Here is an 18,755-nt window from a genome sequence, read left to right on the forward strand (position 1 = left end):
CTTAATAATTACACGCTATTAACGAAGCCTCATCCCACATATTCATGCGCATCCCAGATAAATTCACGAAAATGTTTGCGACAGACAGACTCGTAACTTTCATTACCACCAATCGCCACTTGCTCACCCTCGCGCATCACCTTGCCTTCACCATCAAGACGCACCACCATGTTAGCCTTACGTCCACAATGGCAAATAGTCTTCAACTCAACTAATTTATCGGCCCAAGCTAATAAATAATGACTGCCGCTAAAAAGTTCGCCTTGAAAGTCCGTTCTTAGGCCATAGCAGAGTACAGGAATATCAATATTATCGACCACATGCGTCAGCTGCTTAACCTGTTCTTTACTCAAAAACTGACACTCATCCACCAACACACAACTTAATGGCGTAGCTTGATGCACATCGCTAATCATTTGAGTTAAATCATCTTGGCTACTAAATACCTGTGCTTCGGTTTCAATGCCAATACGTGAGGCCACTTTACCTTTGCCATATCTGTCATCTATGGAGGCTGTCATGACCAAAGTATTCATACCGCGTTCACGGTAGTTATAGGATGACTGTAATAGTGAAGTGGATTTACCCGCGTTCATTGCCGAATAATAAAAATACAATTGAGCCAAGACTTATACCCTTTAAAAACGTTATCGCTTACGCGTCTGCTACCAGAGCCAAATTGAGCGCTAGTCTAACATTGCGCTTCACATCAGAACACTAGCAGCCGCTAAGCTTTTATCATGAAATTCTGCAATGACACCAACTTATCAATCATTTTAATCTCCAATCGCCTCCTGAAATATTTCTAGTCCACTTCATTTAATACTCCTCCCTGCAAAAAACATAAAAAACGCCCCGATGCCGTTCAATTGTTAATGAAAGCTTAACTGAACCTTAAATATTGTTTCGTAAGGAAAAATTAGTAAAAGTTAAATTTAAAAAGTGTGATCTACCTCCAAAGTAATAGGTATAAATGGGCTTGCGCTCAAAAAACAAACATAGCGTTAACAGTAATATTTCATTCGAGACAAAACGTGCTCAATTAAAAAAAGAAAAGTATTCGATAGCTTGCAAATTGAGACCAACGGTCAAAGCACTAATCTACCCTGCAAACTTTAGTGCTCCACTCCGTCCTTTATTCGCATATTGGATCAAATGGAGATTATGATGAGAATTTTCACCTCTAGAAAACTGGCATATTTAGTTGCCTTAGCACTAACTGGCGCCCTTGTTGGCTGTGGCGATGATGGTAAAGATGGTGTAGATGGAGCACCAGGAACGCCCGGTATCCCTGGAACACCTGGTGAACCAGGAACACCCGGTGAGCCTGGAACACCGCCCCCAGTCACCAGTTCTACTATGACTAACGTCAAAGTGATCAACTATAGCTTTGGCGAAGGCAGTATCACTTACGAATTTGAAATTACAGATGAAAACAATAACCTAATCAACGGACTGTTAAATGCTCAAGCCAAAGTGGCTGCACTAACAGATAAAGGCTTCATCACTAACCGCACCGAAGCTGATAAAAGTGGTGTTGCAGATAATGTCCATATTGGCGGTGAAGCAACTCAAGCAACCGTCGGCGCTGAATTGACCGCTTTAGCTGATGGTCATTACCAATTTAAAGTACCAATGAAAGGGGTTAATCCAAGTACTGAAGGTATCGTTTGGTTACGTGTCGGTGGTAATAATGGTATTGCGACCTCTAAACCTCTGGTCGTTAACAAACCTGAAGGCACCCATTCAACCACAACTGATAGTTGTTACTCTTGCCATATCGACTATTCAACAAGCCCTCGTCGTCATGCAAGCTATGTCGCTACCGGCATGGACAGCGAAGTCACTTTCGTGGAAGGCTGTTTAGTGTGTCACGGCTCAGTCAGCCGCGCAGTTGTCAATGCTGAAGGTTTCTCTACGGGTGGCTATGCGACAAACACCCTATCTAAAATTGGTCATATCAATCACCAAGATTTTACTAAAGACTTTTCAGTACAAAACTGTACATCTTGTCACGTTGAAGCACCTAAAAACATCAACGTAGCTGGACCAGGTTGTATTGATTGCCATGACAGTGGTGGCGTACCAGGGGCTATTATCCCAAGTAATGGTGCGGATCTGCGCATTATGCACGAAAGCAAAGCGGGTATAACCGAACGCCAAGCGATTCGCGCTAAGTATAAATTGAGTCTATCAACACCTGTTAAAGTAGATGATATTTCTACCAAGACAGACCACTATGCGCCGACAGGTGCTGCGGCTGCAGTAACCGCCCCAGGCTGGTGTACAACGCTGACAGTGAAAGACACCGATGGTAACGTCTTTAGCATTAAAGACAACTTTAACTATTCTAGCCCGCTAGTATATGACGCTAAGAAACCCGTAGTTTATGCGGGCGCTTATTTACATTCCTATGAAAATGGCAGCTTAGTGGGTCGCCCAGGTAACCGTACTAACTACTACTATGGTTACAACACTGACGGCACTAAAAATATCTGTCATTTACTGACAGATATCAGCGCAGTGAATGCTAACTATGTTTATTCTGCCCGCGTGACATTCAGTACCGCTGGTTGGATGGAATATGATGGTAAGCAACGCTACCAAAGTAATGGCAACCTAAGAGCGACAGGTTATGATGGTTCTATGGGCATATCCTTTACGGCTTACTCAGATGTCGTTAACCCTGTCACCACTCAAAAGGTCTCTGGCTTCGAACGTCGTGAGATAGCGAGTACTAACAGCTGTACTACTTGTCACAACGATGCCACTGCGTTCCACAAAAATGGTGCCTTCGATGAAGGTGGTAAAGCTTGTATCGCCTGCCATGACAACGGCATGGAACGTACTTCAGCAGCCTTAGGCGCAGGTTTTGGTCCTATGGTGCACAGCTGGCACTGGGGTAATGGCGCTAAAGTCGGTGAAGTTAAAGCTGATGGAACTCAAGCGCAAACCGCTAACGGTGCAGGCGCGATTGAAGCCTCTACTAGCTGCGTTGCCTGTCATGAAAAAGCGATTGATTTAAGCAAAGTGCCAAATCAATACATCGCTGAGCCAGGTAGCAAAATGACAAGCCCAGTCACCGCTAACTGTTATGCCTGCCACACTAGCGATTCAGCTAAGGCGCATATGGCAAGCAACGGTGGTGAAATCAGCATACCAAAGGTTGCTGACTGGTTTAAACAACCGACCTCTGAATCCTGTGCAGTATGTCATGACACAGGTAGAAGTTCTGGTATTGATAAATACCACAAGTTTACTCGCTAATTAATCATCTCATCATCGCGTGATTAAGAAGTAAGTAAAAAGCGGTACCTATTTTCCCTGCAAGGAAATAGCCAAAGGAGTCTCGCTAATGCGAGGCTCCTTTTTTACTTAGACATTACCCGATAACAAGCCATTTTCAGTCCTATTTAAGTTACTAACGTTACAGTCCTAAAAAAACAACAATTCAAAGGAAGTCACTCAATTATGCGTAAAAGTTTTATTGCCATCGCCATCGGCGCCACTCTCACCGCCGGATTCATGGCAGGTTGCAGCAGCACAGAAACTAAAGCACCTAACGTTATCTCGGTACAAACCCAAAACCCGCTGTTCCAAGCCAGTAACCTGCAATATCAAGCCCCTGATTTTAGCCTCATCAAGAATGAGCACTTCGCGCCAGCCCTAGAGCAAGGCATGGCAGAGCAGTACCAAGAAATTCTCGCAATAGCCAATAATCCGGCAGCAGCAACCTTCGATAATACGATTGTGGCTATGGAGAAAAGCGGCGCCCTACTCAACCGTGCATCAAGCGTGTTTTATAATTTAGCAGGGTCAAACAGCAATCCAGAACTGCGTAAAATCCAAGGGGAAATGGCGCCAAAAATGGCGGCCCACTCAGATAATATCAACTTAAACCCAGCGCTATTTTCCCGTATCGAAGCCATCTATAACGACCGCACTAACTTAGGGTTAACCCCAGAAGCCGTACGTTTGGTTGAGGTATATCACCAACGCTTTATCATGGCTGGCGCTAAACTTACCGATGAACAAAAAGTTAAAATCCGCGCGTTAAATGAAGAACAATCAACACTAACGAATGAGTTCTCTCAGCGTTTATTACGCTTAACCAAAGAAATCGCCGTTGTGGTGGATTCAAAAAGTGAACTTGCTGGATTAACCGACGGTGAAATAGCTTCAGCCGCGAACGATGCCAAAGCGGCCGGTCACGATGGCAAGTATCTGATTAACATAACCAACACCACTCGCCAACCTGTGTTGGCATCACTGGAAAACCGTGAGCTACGCCAGCGTATTTGGGAAGCCTCAGCGAACCGTGGCTTAACTGGTGAAAACGAAACTGCGTCACTCGTATCTCGTTTAGCGAAACTCAGAGCCGAGCGCGCAACACTATTAGGCTATGAAAACTGGGCAAGTTATCGATTAGCACCGCAAATGGCCAAAACACCCGAAGCGGTTTACAGCATGTTTGGTTCAATGGTGCCTGCGGTAGTTGCTAACACAGAGAAAGAAGCGGCCGACATTCAAGCGATGATCACTAAAACCGGTGGGAAATTTGAACTGGCACCGTGGGACTGGGAGTTTTACGCAGAAAAAGTCCGCCAAGAAAAATACGCTCTCGATGCCAATAGCATTCGCCCATACTTCGAATTTAACCGCGTGCTCGAAGACGGCGTATTCTACACACTCAAAGAACTCTATGGCGTCACCTTAAAACCACGCCCAGATTTACCGGTTTACCATCCCGATGTAAAAGCCTACGAAATGTTTGATGCCGATGGCTCAAGCATGGCCATTTTCTACGCCGACTATTTTGCCCGTGAAGGTAAACGTGGTGGCGCTTGGATGAGTTCGTTCGTCGGTCAATCCTTCCTCGAAGGCACTAAACCTGTGGTCGTCAACGTGATGAACATAAAGAAAGCGCCCGAAGGTCAACCCACATTCGTCAGCTATAACGAAGTCACCACTATGTTCCATGAAATGGGTCACGGCACCCACGGCATGTTCTCTAAAGTGACTTATCCAAGTCTGGCGGGTACCTCGGTTTCACGCGACTTTGTCGAATTTCCATCGACGTTTGAAGAAGATTGGGCCGCCCATCCAAAAGTGTTAGCGAACTACGCGAAACACTACGAAACGGGCAAACCCATTCCCGATGAACTGCTGCAAAAACTGCTGAAATCAGGCAGTTTCAACCAAGGCTTTGACACACTGGAATACATGGCCGCTGCATTAGTAGACATGGAATGGCATTCATTAAGCCCAGATACCCCGCTGCAAGATGTACCAACCTTTGAAGCCAATGCCCTGAAAAAGCACGGCTTAAACATCAGTGCCGTACCTCCGCGTTATAAGTCGACCTATTTTGCCCACGCCTTCCCCGGCGGTTACTCGGCAAGTTATTACGCTTATATGTGGAGTGAGATTTTAGCGGCGGATGCGTTTGCCTATGTACAAACCCAAGGTGGGCTCAATCGTGAAATCGGCATGAAGTACCGCAAAACGATCCGTGAAGTGGGTAATAGCATAGCGCCAATGGACGCCTACAAAAACTTCCGCGGACAAGAACCAACCACAGAAGGCTTACTTAAACGCCGCGGTCTAGATCAAGCACGCTAAGCTAAGAGTTGATAGCCTTAATGCGATAGGCTAGAGATAAAGACAAACTCAGCCTTAACCAAAAAATCAGCCAGCATAATGCTGGCTGATTTATTTTGACTTATTTGTCGTGAACGTTTGCAGTGAAAGGTTTCAATTAACGTCTAGCTAATTGCGCCTTTCGATTTGATTTTAAGTACGATAATACTGATCACAAATGCCACACTACAAGCCACTAAACCCGCGACAACAGACTCGGTAAATCCAAGTGCCACATAACCCACTAAGCTAATAAACGCCGCAATGAGTGCATAAGGTAGCTGAGTCACCACATGGTCGATGTGGTGGCAACTGGCGCCCGTAGACGACAAGATAGTCGTGTCGGAAATTGGCGAGCAGTGATCGCCAAATACAGCCCCCGCCAGCACAGAGGCAAGCATAGGCAACATCATGCCAGTGTGGCTTCCCATCGCCATATCAGCAGCAATCGGCAACATGATCCCGAACGTACCCCAGCTAGTACCAGTTGAGAACGCGGTAATACCTGCTAGCACAAACATTAAGGCGGGTAAAAACGCGAACGGAATATTTCCTGTTGCTAAACTCGCCATAAACTTACCGGTTTCGAGTTGACCAATCACACCTGCGATTGTCCAAGCAAATAACAGGATGTAAATCGCCGGCAGCATAGAGCGAGCGCCCTGCACTATACCTTTGACTATCATCAATTTCTCAACGCCTTGCACTAAATTCAATATCAGCGAAACCGCTAGACCAATTAATGCACCAAAGAAAAGTGATGAACTGACATCGGTTTTCTCAAAAGCAGAAATAATATTAAATTCAATCCCTTCCGCCGCGAGTACTTGAGCGCCACTGTTAATCATAAAATAGAGGGTTGCAAATACCAACACGGTAATCGGCAGGAACAGACCTAAAATCTTACCAGTTTCGGCTTCAGGTAAATCCGCGTTCGCCCCAGGCGGTAATCCCTTAGACTCATCGTATAAATTACCACGTTGGGCATTGAGCTCATGCTCACGCATTGGCCCAACATCTAATCCCATAAAAACAACAAAAAGTAATAATAATAAGGAGAAGATTGCGTAAAAGTTCATTGGGATCATTTGAATAAAAATACTCAAATGACCCGTATCAGCAAAACCATGGGCAGTTAATATCCCGCCAATGAGTGCGATAATATAAGCGCCCCAGCTCGAAACTGGAGAAATAACGCACACAGGCGCCGCAGTAGAATCTAATAAATAAGCTAACTTAGCGCGGGAAACATAATAACGATCGGTAACAGGTCGAGCGACCGAACCAACAACTAAACTATTGAAATAATCATCAATAAAAACTACGCAACCTAAAAACATGGTCAATAGTTTAGCGTCACGTTTATTACGTATATGTAAACGAGCCCAATCGGCAAAAGCCCGCGCGCTGCCACTTACGGTAATTAACGCTGTAATCATTCCCAGTACAATTAAGAAACCGAGAATATATAAGTTCCACGAATTTAGACCTTTATCAGTCCAAAAAAGCCCTTTAACGCCATTAAATACAAACTCACCCGTTGCTAAAGGTGAAAATTGATTGAGCAATAAAGCACCAATTAAAATACCTAACCCCAAAGAAAGCAGTACACGGCGAGTCAAGATCGCCAATACGATAGCCACCGCAGGCGGCAACAAGGAAAGTGCCGAATCGGCATAATTCATAACAGTCATTGATTATTATCTTCGTTAAATACGAATGGAGGGCGACTGAACTGGTGGGAAAAGGCAATAGATACCCAAGGTCACCTGTCCTATCAGTAGCGCTCCATAGTAACTATTCCCAATATCCATATCGGAAAATACTATGGCAGTGCTGCACCTATTAGGTACAACCCCAGCAGTTGATCGTGATAAATCGAACCACTTCGGCACCAAATCCTTTCGCAATCGATCAACGGAATCACCCTACTGATCACTACTAATATTTGGCGCGCCTCTACTTCTAAGAACGCCCTTGCACGGGCGTGAGGCACATAAAAACATAAGCGGCTTAGCAGATGCTACCGCAAAGCCACTTAATGTGACCTAGATCACAGATAAAATCAACTGAGACTTGTAATCAGCTCAGGAACCGCCTCAAACAGATCTGCAACGAGTCCATAATCGGCAACTTGAAAAATCGGCGCTTCAGGATCTTTGTTGATTGCAACGATGACTTTAGCGTCTTTCATGCCGGCTAAATGTTGAATCGCGCCAGAAATACCGACGGCAATATACAAGTTTGGCGCAACGATTTTACCGGTTTGACCCACTTGTAAATCGTTAGGCACAAAACCTGCGTCAACTGCAGCGCGTGATGCGCCAACGGCTGCACCGAGCTTGTCAGCAAGTTGCTCTAACATACCGAAGTTTTCACCACTGCCCATGCCTCGGCCGCCAGATACGATAATGCCAGCATTGCCTAACTCTGGACGGGCAGAAACTGTCAGCGATTGAGAAACAAACTGAGTTCTCGCTTCAAACACTTTATCAAGTGTCGTCACAGCCGCACTGTTACCTTCTGGCGCAGCGTCAAACGCACTGGCGCGCACTGTCATCACTTTAATGGCATCATGGCTTTGCACTGTCGCTAAGGCGTTACCCGCATACACAGGGCGCACAAAGGTATCGGCATTGACAACAGTAATGACTTCTGAGATTTGCGCGACATCTAATAATGCCGCAACGCGCGGAAGCGTGTCCTTACCTAAACTTGAAGCCGAGGCCAGAATGTGACCATAGTTTGGCGCTAAGTCCACCAGCAATTTGGCAAAATTTTCCGCTAAATGCGCTTCATACACGCTGGCATCGGCAACGAGTACTTGGCTAACACCTTGTAGTGCCTGTACCGCTTGGACAACCGCGCCACATTGGTGACCCGCAACCAAGACATACACTTCATCGCCTATGGCACGGGCGGCGGTAACAATTTTTGCCGTATCGAGTTTCAGTGCAGCATTATCATGTTCAGCTAATACTAAAATGGCCATTTAGATCACCTTCGCTTCATTTTTTAACTTTTCAACTAGCTCAGCTACCGACGCTACCATGATGCCCGCTTTACGTTCAGCTGGCGGAGTGACCTTCACAATCGTTTGGTGACTCTTTAACGTCACGCCTAAGTCTGCCACAGTAAATACTTCTAATGGCTTACGCTTAGCTTTCATTATGTTAGGCAATGAAGCGTAACGGGGTTCGTTCAAACGTAAATCGGCGGTCACAACAGCAGGTAAAGGCAGTTTAAGAGTTTGCATGCCGCCGTCAATTTCACGGGTGACTTGTAATGTATTCGCTTCTAATTTGATTTCTGAAGCAAAGGTCGCCTGTGGCATATCCATTAACGCGGCAAACATTTGGCCAGTTTGGTTATTATCACCATCGATGGATTGCTTACCAAAAATCACCAGCTCTGCTTGTTCTTTGTCTTGTACCGCTTTGAGCAATTTGGCGATAGACACTGGCACGAGCTCTTCTTCAGTATCGATATGAATTGCACGATCTGCGCCTAATGCAAGCGCGGTACGCAGTTGTTCTTGCACGGCTTTATTACCAATACTGACAACAACCACTTCAGTAGCGCTACCCGCTTCTTTTAAACGAACCGCTTCTTCTACTGCGATTTCACAAAAAGGGTTCAACGCCATTTTTAGGTTTGCAGTGTCAACACTTGTATTGTCAGCTTTGACCCTGACCTTCACATTGGCATCAACAACGCGCTTAACGGGCACCAATACTTTCATAGGGTTTCCTTCCTACACTTTCATGTACATGGACAAAACATTGGTTAATACCAATGCAGGATAGAGCAACTTTACGTCCTGTTAACGTTAACGTCAACCAAAGTCAAACGCCTGTTTGTATTTTTTAATCCGCTGCAACGGCCACTTTTTTGGACACTTATTTGAGGGAATAAGAAAAGTTCAAAAAATAAATAATATTTAATTTCCTTAAAACGCATAATTTTATTTGATTCGAGCTATATTAGTTTCTATCATTTAGGTGTTGTTCACCATTATCCTGTATTAAAAATAGAGTGGGACGAAAATAGATATGAGCGAATTTTTAGAGATATTAACTCACGGCCGTCGTTTTAAAGCTGCAGTAAAAGAACTTAGCGTTGAAGAGTTACGTGATTTAGCCGACAAATTAGATAAAATTTTAGTAGAACGCGAGTCTATGGCTGAGGAAGAAGAACAAGCCATGGCAGCTCGTAATGCTAAGATTGAAGAAATCCGTCAACAAATGGAAGCCGTTGGTTTATCAATTGATGACTTAGGTGGCGTAGCTGTTAAAGCTGCTGCGAAGAAACGCGCTCCTCGTCCAGCCAAATACCAAATTGAAGTTGACGGTGAAATGGTTCAATGGACTGGCCAAGGCCGTATGCCTACCGTATTTAAGAACGAGATCAACAAAGGTCGTTCTATGGAAGATTTCTTAATCTAATCCAACCAAGTGTGATGGCGCTAATTGCCAACACCAGTTTGCATAAAAGCTCGCATTAGTTGCGAGCTTTTTTATATCCATCAATCATTTCAAACTTAAACAACAGCCGTTAATTCTGCACCTCACTCCCGCTCAAATTACGTTACAATTCAGCCTTAGTATTTACATCTGCTTTCAGTTACTCTTTGTTCACCCTCACTCGATTGAATAAAATAATGCAGATAAACAATAAGATAATGATAAGCTGCAGCATAATCGCTAGCTTAGTATCACAAACAACATTTGCCCAGCTCAATACTGGAACAACATCCAGTAAACTCACTGCATTTACCCATGCTGAATTAATTATTGCCCCGGGAAAACGTTTAAGCGATGCCACTTTATTAATTGAAAATAATCGAATTAAAGCCATTATTGAGCACAACGACATTCCCGCTGGCGCATTTAGAATCGATTTGAGTGGTTATACAATTTATCCCGGATTTATCGATCCTTTTACTGATTATGGGATTGAGTTCGAATATCCCAAACTTAAGCTCACTCGCCCCGTCTATGATATAAAGCGTATCGGTGGTAATGCGGAAAATGGTGCAATTCATTCTGAAAAAGAATGGTTTAATTACGTTTACCCCAATAAAAAACGCGCAAAAGAGTGGATTAATAATGGTTTCACCAGTGTGCAAAGTAGCAAACTCGACGGTATCTTCCGTGGAACGGGTGTCAGCCTTTCATTAGCGGACAAAACGGCTAATGAAGTGATTTATCGCGCCCGCAGTCAACCTTTTATGGCATTTGATAAAGGTTCGTCTGAACAAGATTATCCCTCATCATTAATGGGCAGCATTGCACTTATTAGGCAAACCTTTGCCGATGCAAATTGGTATAACCAAAATAAAAACAAACCTGCCAATGGCGCAATAAACAATCAAGTCGAATTTAATATCGCCTTTGAGCGTTTAGATAATTTAGCCGATAAGCAAATTATCTTTGAAACCAAAAATCTCAATGACCAATTACGTGCAGCCCATTTACTCAAAGAACATAAACTGCCAGCCAACCTACTTGGTAATGGTCAAGAATACTCACGCATCAATGAGTTAAAGGCGCTGAACTATCCGTTGATCTTGCCTTTAAACTATCCGCAGGCACCCGATGTCGGCACTGATGATGCTGATCGTGAAGTATCACTGGCGGATTTAAGACAGTGGGAACGTGCACCAACCAATCCTGCAGCGGTAGCTAACGCAGGTATCCCCTTTGCGTTAACGCAGTTTGGGATTAAGACCGATGCCTTCTGGCCGCGCCTACGCCAAGCCATTGCCCAAGGTTTAAGTGAAGAAAACGCTCTCGCAGCACTCACCACCCAAGCCGCAGAGATGACAGGCACCGCCGACTTTACCGGTAAACTCGCGTCCGGTTATATGGCTGACTTTGTTATCACTAAAGGCAATATCTTTAAAGATGGCCAGATCTACAGTGTTTGGTTGCAAGGTCAGGAGCAAAGTCTGCGCTCACTTCCCCAAGCACGATTACTGGGAGATTACCAATTAAGCCTCAATAACCTCACGCTAGATTTATCGCTACATGATGAAAGTAAAAGTGATAAACCCAACATCCAAGGCAATTTAAGCAGTGGCGAACAAAGTATCTCACTCACTCAACTTAAGTTAGATGATAACGGAAGATTGAGCTTTACTGCCGATTTGAGCGCCGCAGGCATTAACGGCCTTAGCCGCTTTACGCTGTGGATGGCCGATGACGGCATTCAAGGTCGTATGGTCGATGCAAAAAGTCGCACTACAAATGTTGCCGGTGTCGCTTTAACTCAAACTGCAAAGCTCAAAAAAGCAGACCAAGCAAGCAATCATGCTCCCAAGAATGAAGCCAACACGAGCCTAGTGAGTCACCTCACCTTCCCTAACGTCGCTTACGGACTAAGCGAAGCACCTAAAGTGGAGAAGCTACACATCAAAAATGCCACCCTGTGGACATCGGATAAACAAGGTATTCTCGAACATGCTGATCTCTTGATGGCCAATGGCCGCATCGAAAAAATTGGCCAACAATTAAGTACGCCATCAGGTTATCAAGTCCTCGATGCAACAGGTAAACACCTCACCGCCGGCATAGTCGATGAACACTCGCATATCGCCATTAATGGCGGTACTAACGAAGGAACAGACGCAGTTACCTCTGAAGTACGCATTGGCGATATTATTAATCCCGACGATATTTCAATCTATCGTGCCTTAGCGGGCGGCGTCACCAGCGCGCAATTACTCCACGGTAGCGCCAACCCTATCGGTGGCCAATCACAACTGATCAAAATGAAATGGGGCGAGCCAGCTGAACAACTCAAATTTGTTAACGCGCCCGCCAGTATCAAATTTGCTTTAGGTGAAAACGTCAAACAGAGTAACTGGGGCGAGAAATTTGTTCAGCGCTTCCCCCAGACTCGCATGGGAGTAAAAGCCTTATTTGAAGAAACCTTCGACGCTGCTATCGCCTATGAAAAGGCGTTAAAAACCTATGATAATCTGCGCTCCAGCGATAAAAAGAAAACCATCGCCCCGCGTCCAAGTTATCGTCTGCAGGCGGTCGCCGAAGTATTAAACCAGCAACGCGACGTACATATTCATTCCTATGTACAGTCAGAAATCCTGATGTTTATTCGCTTGGCCGAGGCCTATCACTTTAAAGTACAAACCTTTACCCATGTGCTCGAAGGTTACAAAGTGGCGAGTGAACTGGCTGCCCATGGTGCTGGCGCATCGACCTTTGCCGATTGGTGGGCCTATAAGTTTGAGGTGTATGATGCGATTCCGCAAAACGCGTGCCTGATGCAAAACAAGGGGGTGATCACCAGCATTAACTCAGACGATTATGAAATGCAGCGCAGACTCAACCAAGAAGCGGCTAAGTCTATGATGTATTGCAATATGTCGAAGGAAGACGCTTGGAATATGGTCACTATCAATCCAGCCAAACAATTAAGAGTCGATGAGTTTGTGGGTTCACTCACCCCAGGCAAAATGGCCGATATCGTACTCTGGAACGCAGAGCCACTGTCTATTTACGCCAAAGTGACGCAGGCATGGGTTGAAGGAAAACGCTATTTTGACCGCGACCAAGACCAAGTTGCCCAACAAGCTGTGGTGAACGAGCGCGCCGCACTTATCCAAAAAATTCTCAGCAGTGATGACCAAACTAAAGCGGGTGAAAAAATCACGCCACTCAACGAGCCACAGTGGCACTGCGACACCCACTATCAGGCATGGGGCCACGCTCATGAGGGAGCCAAATAATGCAACATTTATCTAAAACCGTTTTGTTTGTGGCGCTACTCGGCGCAATTTGCATCACGCAGGCCCCAGCAATGGCCAATGATATCGTACCTACGCCTAAACAAAGCCGCAGCGTACTGATTAAAAACGCCACTGTGCACACAGTCACTCAAGGCGTGCTCAGCAACACAGACGTCTTAATTGAAAATGGCAAGATCACGGCCGTTGGACCTCAACTGACCAGCCAAATCAACAATGCAACCGCAGAAAGCAGTGACACTCAAATCATCGATGCCAGCGGTAAACACTTGTATCCGGGCTTAATCGCCCTAGACACCAGCTTAGGCTTAGTCGAAATTGAAATGAGCCGCCCAACGGTTGATAACGCCGAGGTAGGTTATATCAATCCGCAGATCAGCACGGCCACAGCTTACAATGCGGATTCGGAGCTCATCCCGACCATACGTTACAACGGCATTACCCACGCACAAATCGTTCCGAGCGGTGATGGGTTAGCAGGACAATCGGTACTGGTGGATCTCGATGCATGGACGATTGAAGATGCGATGACACCAAGTGCTGGACAGTTCCATGTCTATTGGCCGCAAATCAAACGCATGCCAGAAGATGAAAAAGAGAAAGCCAAGGCCATCGAGAAAAATCAGCAGGCGATCGACAAGCTCAATATCGCCTTTGAAGATGGCTATCGCTATTTCTTAAGTGATAAGGCTAACGGCAAAGACAAAAACCAGAATGAAGATCCCCAGTCCGCGACCAACAACCTGCGCTGGCAGGCCATGTTGCCGCTATACCAAGGCAAAGCGACACTGTTTGCCCATGCCGACAGTGTTGGCCAAATTGAGCAAGTGATCGCTTTGACGAAAAAATACCAATTCAAATTGGTGATTGTCGGCGGATACGATGCATGGCGTTTGGACTCAAGCCTAAGGGAAGTTAAGGCTGGGGTCATTTACCCTCATACCTTGAGTCTGCCTAAACGTAAAGATGAGCCAGTCGATTTACCCTTTAAGATCCCATCTTTACTCGCCAATGCAGGTATTCCCTTCGCCCTTGGGTTCTCATCGGACTGGAATAGCCGTAACCTCCCCTACGCCGCAGGTTACAGCGCCGCTTATGGTTTAACGCCTGAACAAGCACTGAAATCCATCACCTTAGATGCCGCAAAGTTGCTAGGTGTGGAGGATTTAGGTGCGATAGCGGTGGGATACCAAGGCAGTGTCGTGCTGTCAGAGGGGGACATTCTCGACCCTATGACCAATAAAATTGAGGCTATCTGGATTGAAGGGCGGCAGATAGATCTGAATAATCGCCATCAGCAGCTTTATCAAAAGTACCTTAAGCGGTAGAATTTACTCAGATAATAATATCGCATCGGCGCAGCCTACCAAGGCTGCGCAGTTTTCTCCTCAACCTCAGGTCAAACCATGAAAATTATCCTCTCAAGTGCATTAGTGCTCCTGCTCAGTGCCTGTGCAAGCGACTACAGTTTTAACAGTAATTTGGACAGTGAGGCGATTAATGATTATTTCAAGGCATCCGATGTCATCCTTTATGAAGGCGATACCTTGCCGAAAGGTCATTATGAATTAAAAGGATTGGTCGAAGGTGAGTCCTGTCAGGCCGATGCTAACGGTGCGCCCGCGTCGCTTGCCGATGCCAGAACCGAAGCCCGTCGCAATGCGGCAGATAAAGGGGCTAACGGCATTATCATCAAGCAATGTGTCATATTTGAAGAAGCTGCCCAAGGTTGTATCAGCCGCGCATTATGCGTTGGTCAAGCAGTAAAAACGGCTACAACAGAGTAAGCCTCACGCATATTAAGCATACTGCTCGCGGTGTGATCCTATAGTGTTATAAGATTGCCCCTATCAACCGCTTAATGGCTAACGCTTCATGACCAATGCTGCATTACTAGCGCACAAAGATGGGCCTTAATAATGAGCTTAGGCGGTTGTTATACTTACCCTTTAGGTAATTTTTTGCATGACATTTACCAACCAAATTATCGCAGTGGCAACATGCCGCACACCCTATAAACAAAAATTTGGCATTCCAAGACAACCCGGACTTGTTGAAGCGCGTGGTTATGTCGAGCTCGAGCCCCATGTGAATCATATAGATGCGGTGCGTGGCATAGAGCAATATTCACATCTCTGGTTACTGTTTTGCTTCCATGAGAATCTTGCCCAAGGTTGGAAAACCACAGTGCGCCCGCCGCGTTTAGGCGGCAATGAAAAACTCGGCGTGTTCGCCACTCGCTCCACTTTTCGCCCCAATGGTATAGGTCAGTCTGTAGTGAAACTGCACGGCGTAGTGCAACGTAAGGGCAAAGTGTGCCTCGAAATTTCCGGTATGGATCTGCTCGATGGCACACCGATAATTGATATTAAGCCATACATTCCTTTCTCAGATTCTATTACCAATGCCGTAGGTGGCATTGCCCAAGACGCGCCTAAACTGATTTCAGTGGTGTATTCTGACCATGCCAAGACACAGATTGAGCGTTACGCCGAGCAGGAAACCTACACAGATTTAGCCGTACTTATTCGCGGAGTGCTCGGCCAAGATCCACGTCCCGCCTACAAAAAAGCCAAGGACGATCCTAAGTTATACCAAGTCGCCCTCTATGATTTAGATGTGTTCTGGCAAATGGAGGTCGATGATAATGACCAAGAATATATCTTAGTATTGGAACTCAAACCGGGGAAATGTGGCTAAATGTCTGCGCCAACGCCTACATCAAAACCTGATTATCAAAGCCAGCATAAAAAGCGGCTCTCTTGGATGCCGTGGCTGTATTTTTCTTTAAAAGAGAAACATTTAATCTGGGCCAAACCTTGGCAAGACGATATTCAAGCAAAACTTTGTGCCCTCGAAACCATCAACATCGGCGAGCAATGCTTTATCGCCCCCGAAGCGCAGTTATTTGCCGAACCCAATCGTGATATCCGCATGGGTAATCGCTGCATGATCGCCGCCGACTGTTTCTTACATGGGCCTATCACGCTAGGGGACGAAGTGGCGATTAATCATGGCTGCTCCTTCGATGGCGGCAGGGTCGGGATTCAGATAGGCAATCAAACCCGCATCGCCAATAATGTCACCCTTTACGCCTTTAACCATGGCATGGCGCCAGATACTCCCATATATCAACAAGCTGCCAACTCCAAAGGCATTGTTATTGGCCAAGATGTGTGGATTGGCGCTCAGGCAGGCATAGTCGATGGTGTGACCATTGGCGATCACGCCGTGGTCGGCATGGGCAGCATAGTGACTAAAGATGTACCCGACTGGGCGATAGTGGCTGGCAACCCCGCCAAAGTGATTGGTGATAGACGGGATAAGTAAGCAGTAAGGATAATCTTGATACTAGCAGTGACGAAGTCACTCTATAATAGCGCAGCGCTCTTCCTTGCGTTATCCGTTATCCGTTATCCGTTATCCGTTATCCGTTATCCGTTATCCAGCATCAAAAAATGCTATTTATCTCCCAGCTAGTTGAATTTAACCTAAATCCCTAGGTGACATCACCAAAGCAGGTGATAAAATGGCGACCATTCAACTCAAATTTGGACATCGGTAATGCGCGTCAGCAAGTACCTGCTATCAACACAGAAAGAAACTCCTGCCAATGCAGAAGTCATTAGTCATCAATTAATGTTACGTGCGGGCATGATCCGTCGTAATGCGTCGGGCCTTTATAGCTACCTCCCCACGGGCTTACGCGTATTGCGTAAAGTCGAAGCCATTGTTCGTGAAGAAATGAACAAAGCCGGTGCAATTGAAATTCTAATGCCTATGGTGCAACCGGCAGACTTGTGGGTAGAAACGGGTCGTTGGGAAAAGTTTGGTCCCGAGCTGTTACGCTTTAAAGATCGTCACAATCGCGACTTCGTACTGGGGCCAACCCATGAAGAAGTGATCACCGATCTCATTCGTAAAGAAGTCAGTTCATACAAGCAATTACCGCTGAATCTTTACCAAATTCAAACCAAATTCCGTGACGAAGTTCGCCCACGTTTTGGCATGATGCGCTCACGTGAATTCTTGATGAAAGACGCCTACTCTTTCCACCTTGACGTCGATACCATGAATGAAACCTATGAGGCTATGTACACAGCCTATAGCAACATTCTATCGCGCATGGGCTTAGCTTTCCGCCCAGTTTTAGCTGATACGGGTTCAATCGGTGGCAGCATGTCACACGAGTTCCATGTTCTAGCACAAAGCGGTGAAGATTTAATTGCTTACTCAACGGGCAGCGATTATGCCGCTAACATTGAGAAAGCCGAATCACCTATACCAACCGAACCACGCGGCGCAGCCACTGAAGCATTGCGTTTAGTCGATACCCCAAATGCGAAGACCATTGCAGAATTAGTTGAGCAGTTTGGTTTGGATATCACTAAAACAGTCAAAACCTTGATCGTAATGGGCGCGACAGAAGCGACGCCTTTAGTGGCACTGATTGTTCGTGGTGACCATGAACTCAACGAAGTCAAGGCTGACAAGTTAGACTTAGTCGCATCACCATTGGAAATGGCGCCAGAAGCGCTGATCCGTGACGCCATTGGCGCAGGTCCAGGTTCACTTGGCCCTATCGGTCTTAAAATCCCTATCGTTATCGATCACAGCGTTAGCGTAATGAGCGATTTTGCCGCCGGTGCTAACGTTGATGATAAACATTATTTTGGTATCAACTGGGAACGCGATCTGCCGACAGCGCAAGTTGCCGACATCCGTAACGTAGTCGAAGGCGAGCCAACACCTGATGGTTCAGGCACTTATGCTATGGCACGCGGTATCGAAGTGGGCCATATTTTCCAACTGGGCACTAACTATTCTAAATCGATGAACGCGACTGTACTTGACGAAAATGGCAAGTCACAGGTGCTACTAATGGGTTGTTACGGTGTCGGCGTGAGCCGTATCGTGGCAGCAGCCATCGAACAAAACTTCGATGACCGTGGCATCATTTGGCCAGAAGCAATTGCACCATTTAGCGTGGGCATTCTGCCAATGAACATGCACAAGTCGCACCGCGTCACCGATATCGCCGAGCAGTTATACAAAGACTTAAACGAAGCGGGTATCGAAGTGTTATTGGATGATCGTAAAGAGCGTCCAGGCGTGATGTTCGCCGATATGGAACTGATTGGTATCCCACATACAGTGGTGATCGGCGATCGCAATATCGATGCCGGCGTATTTGAATACAAAAACCGCCGCACCGGTGAAAAACAAGATATTCCATTCGATCAACTGCTCGACTTCCTGAAAAACGCAGTTAAAGGCTAAACCTCAACGCGAAATGTAGACAAGCTGAAGATCAAAAACGAAACGCACTTGAGCCCAGCTTAAGTGC

General features: G+C 45.9%; 13 protein-coding genes and 1 riboswitch. Of the genes, 9 read left to right on the top strand and 4 right to left on the bottom strand.

The window, feature by feature from the left end; genetic code table 11:
- Positions 1-29: 29 nt before the first annotated feature.
- Positions 30-626: a thymidine kinase gene (locus tag L5M38_RS00765; protein ID WP_028761119.1), complete on the bottom strand. Its 597-nt coding sequence runs from the start codon at positions 624-626 to the stop codon at positions 30-32.
- Positions 627-1,167: 541 nt separating this feature from the next.
- Between L5M38_RS00765 and L5M38_RS00770 the strand changes: the two genes are divergently transcribed.
- The gene (locus L5M38_RS00770; protein WP_263178033.1) at positions 1,168-3,267 is read left to right on the top strand and encodes a multiheme c-type cytochrome; all 2,100 of its coding nucleotides are present in this window, start codon (positions 1,168-1,170) and stop codon (positions 3,265-3,267) included.
- Between the two features lie 204 nt (positions 3,268-3,471).
- Entirely contained in the window at positions 3,472-5,622 is a 2,151-nt protein-coding gene (locus tag L5M38_RS00775; RefSeq protein ID WP_263178035.1) for a M3 family metallopeptidase, read from the top strand.
- 143 nt (positions 5,623-5,765) lie between these two features.
- Here the strand turns inward: L5M38_RS00775 and L5M38_RS00780 are convergent, their stop codons facing one another.
- From L5M38_RS00780 to L5M38_RS00790, 3 genes are all read right to left on the bottom strand, one after another.
- A complete protein-coding gene (locus tag L5M38_RS00780) occupies positions 5,766-7,334 on the bottom strand; it encodes a Na+/H+ antiporter NhaC family protein (RefSeq protein WP_028761122.1) in 1,569 nt (522 codons plus the stop codon).
- A 79-nt stretch (positions 7,335-7,413) separates the two neighbouring features.
- Positions 7,414-7,610, bottom strand: a riboswitch (Lysine riboswitch).
- Between the two features lie 95 nt (positions 7,611-7,705).
- The gene (locus L5M38_RS00785; RefSeq protein WP_263178037.1) at positions 7,706-8,632 is read right to left on the bottom strand and encodes an electron transfer flavoprotein subunit alpha/FixB family protein; all 927 of its coding nucleotides are present in this window, start codon (positions 8,630-8,632) and stop codon (positions 7,706-7,708) included.
- On the bottom strand, positions 8,633-9,382 hold the full coding sequence (locus L5M38_RS00790) for an electron transfer flavoprotein subunit beta/FixA family protein (protein WP_028761124.1): 750 nt from the start codon (positions 9,380-9,382) through the stop codon (positions 8,633-8,635).
- A gap of 310 nt (positions 9,383-9,692) precedes the next feature.
- Between L5M38_RS00790 and L5M38_RS00795 the strand changes: the two genes are divergently transcribed.
- From L5M38_RS00795 to L5M38_RS00825, 7 genes are all read left to right on the top strand, one after another.
- Positions 9,693-10,085: an H-NS family nucleoid-associated regulatory protein gene (locus L5M38_RS00795; RefSeq protein ID WP_028761125.1), complete on the top strand. Its 393-nt coding sequence runs from the start codon at positions 9,693-9,695 to the stop codon at positions 10,083-10,085.
- 215 nt (positions 10,086-10,300) lie between these two features.
- A complete protein-coding gene (locus tag L5M38_RS00800) occupies positions 10,301-13,390 on the top strand; it encodes an amidohydrolase family protein (RefSeq protein ID WP_263178039.1) in 3,090 nt (1,029 codons plus the stop codon).
- The gene (locus tag L5M38_RS00805; protein ID WP_263178040.1) at positions 13,390-14,736 is read left to right on the top strand and encodes an amidohydrolase family protein; all 1,347 of its coding nucleotides are present in this window, start codon (positions 13,390-13,392) and stop codon (positions 14,734-14,736) included. Before L5M38_RS00800 ends, L5M38_RS00805 begins: the two co-directional genes overlap by 1 nt.
- Positions 14,737-14,814: 78 nt before the next feature.
- Entirely contained in the window at positions 14,815-15,195 is a 381-nt protein-coding gene (rcsF, locus tag L5M38_RS00810) for an Rcs stress response system protein RcsF (protein WP_113940978.1), read from the top strand.
- Positions 15,196-15,373: 178 nt separating this feature from the next.
- The gene (tsaA, locus tag L5M38_RS00815) at positions 15,374-16,108 is read left to right on the top strand and encodes a tRNA (N6-threonylcarbamoyladenosine(37)-N6)-methyltransferase TrmO (protein WP_263178043.1); all 735 of its coding nucleotides are present in this window, start codon (positions 15,374-15,376) and stop codon (positions 16,106-16,108) included.
- The gene (locus tag L5M38_RS00820) at positions 16,109-16,738 is read left to right on the top strand and encodes an acyltransferase (protein ID WP_263178045.1); all 630 of its coding nucleotides are present in this window, start codon (positions 16,109-16,111) and stop codon (positions 16,736-16,738) included. It abuts the gene before it with no gap.
- 234 nt (positions 16,739-16,972) lie between these two features.
- The gene (locus L5M38_RS00825) at positions 16,973-18,688 is read left to right on the top strand and encodes a proline--tRNA ligase (RefSeq protein ID WP_263178047.1); all 1,716 of its coding nucleotides are present in this window, start codon (positions 16,973-16,975) and stop codon (positions 18,686-18,688) included.
- The last annotated feature ends 67 nt before the right edge of the window (positions 18,689-18,755 follow it).

Source organism: Shewanella sp. SM101 (genome assembly GCF_025654465.1).
Classification (GTDB): Bacteria; Pseudomonadota; Gammaproteobacteria; order Enterobacterales; family Shewanellaceae; genus Shewanella; species Shewanella oncorhynchi.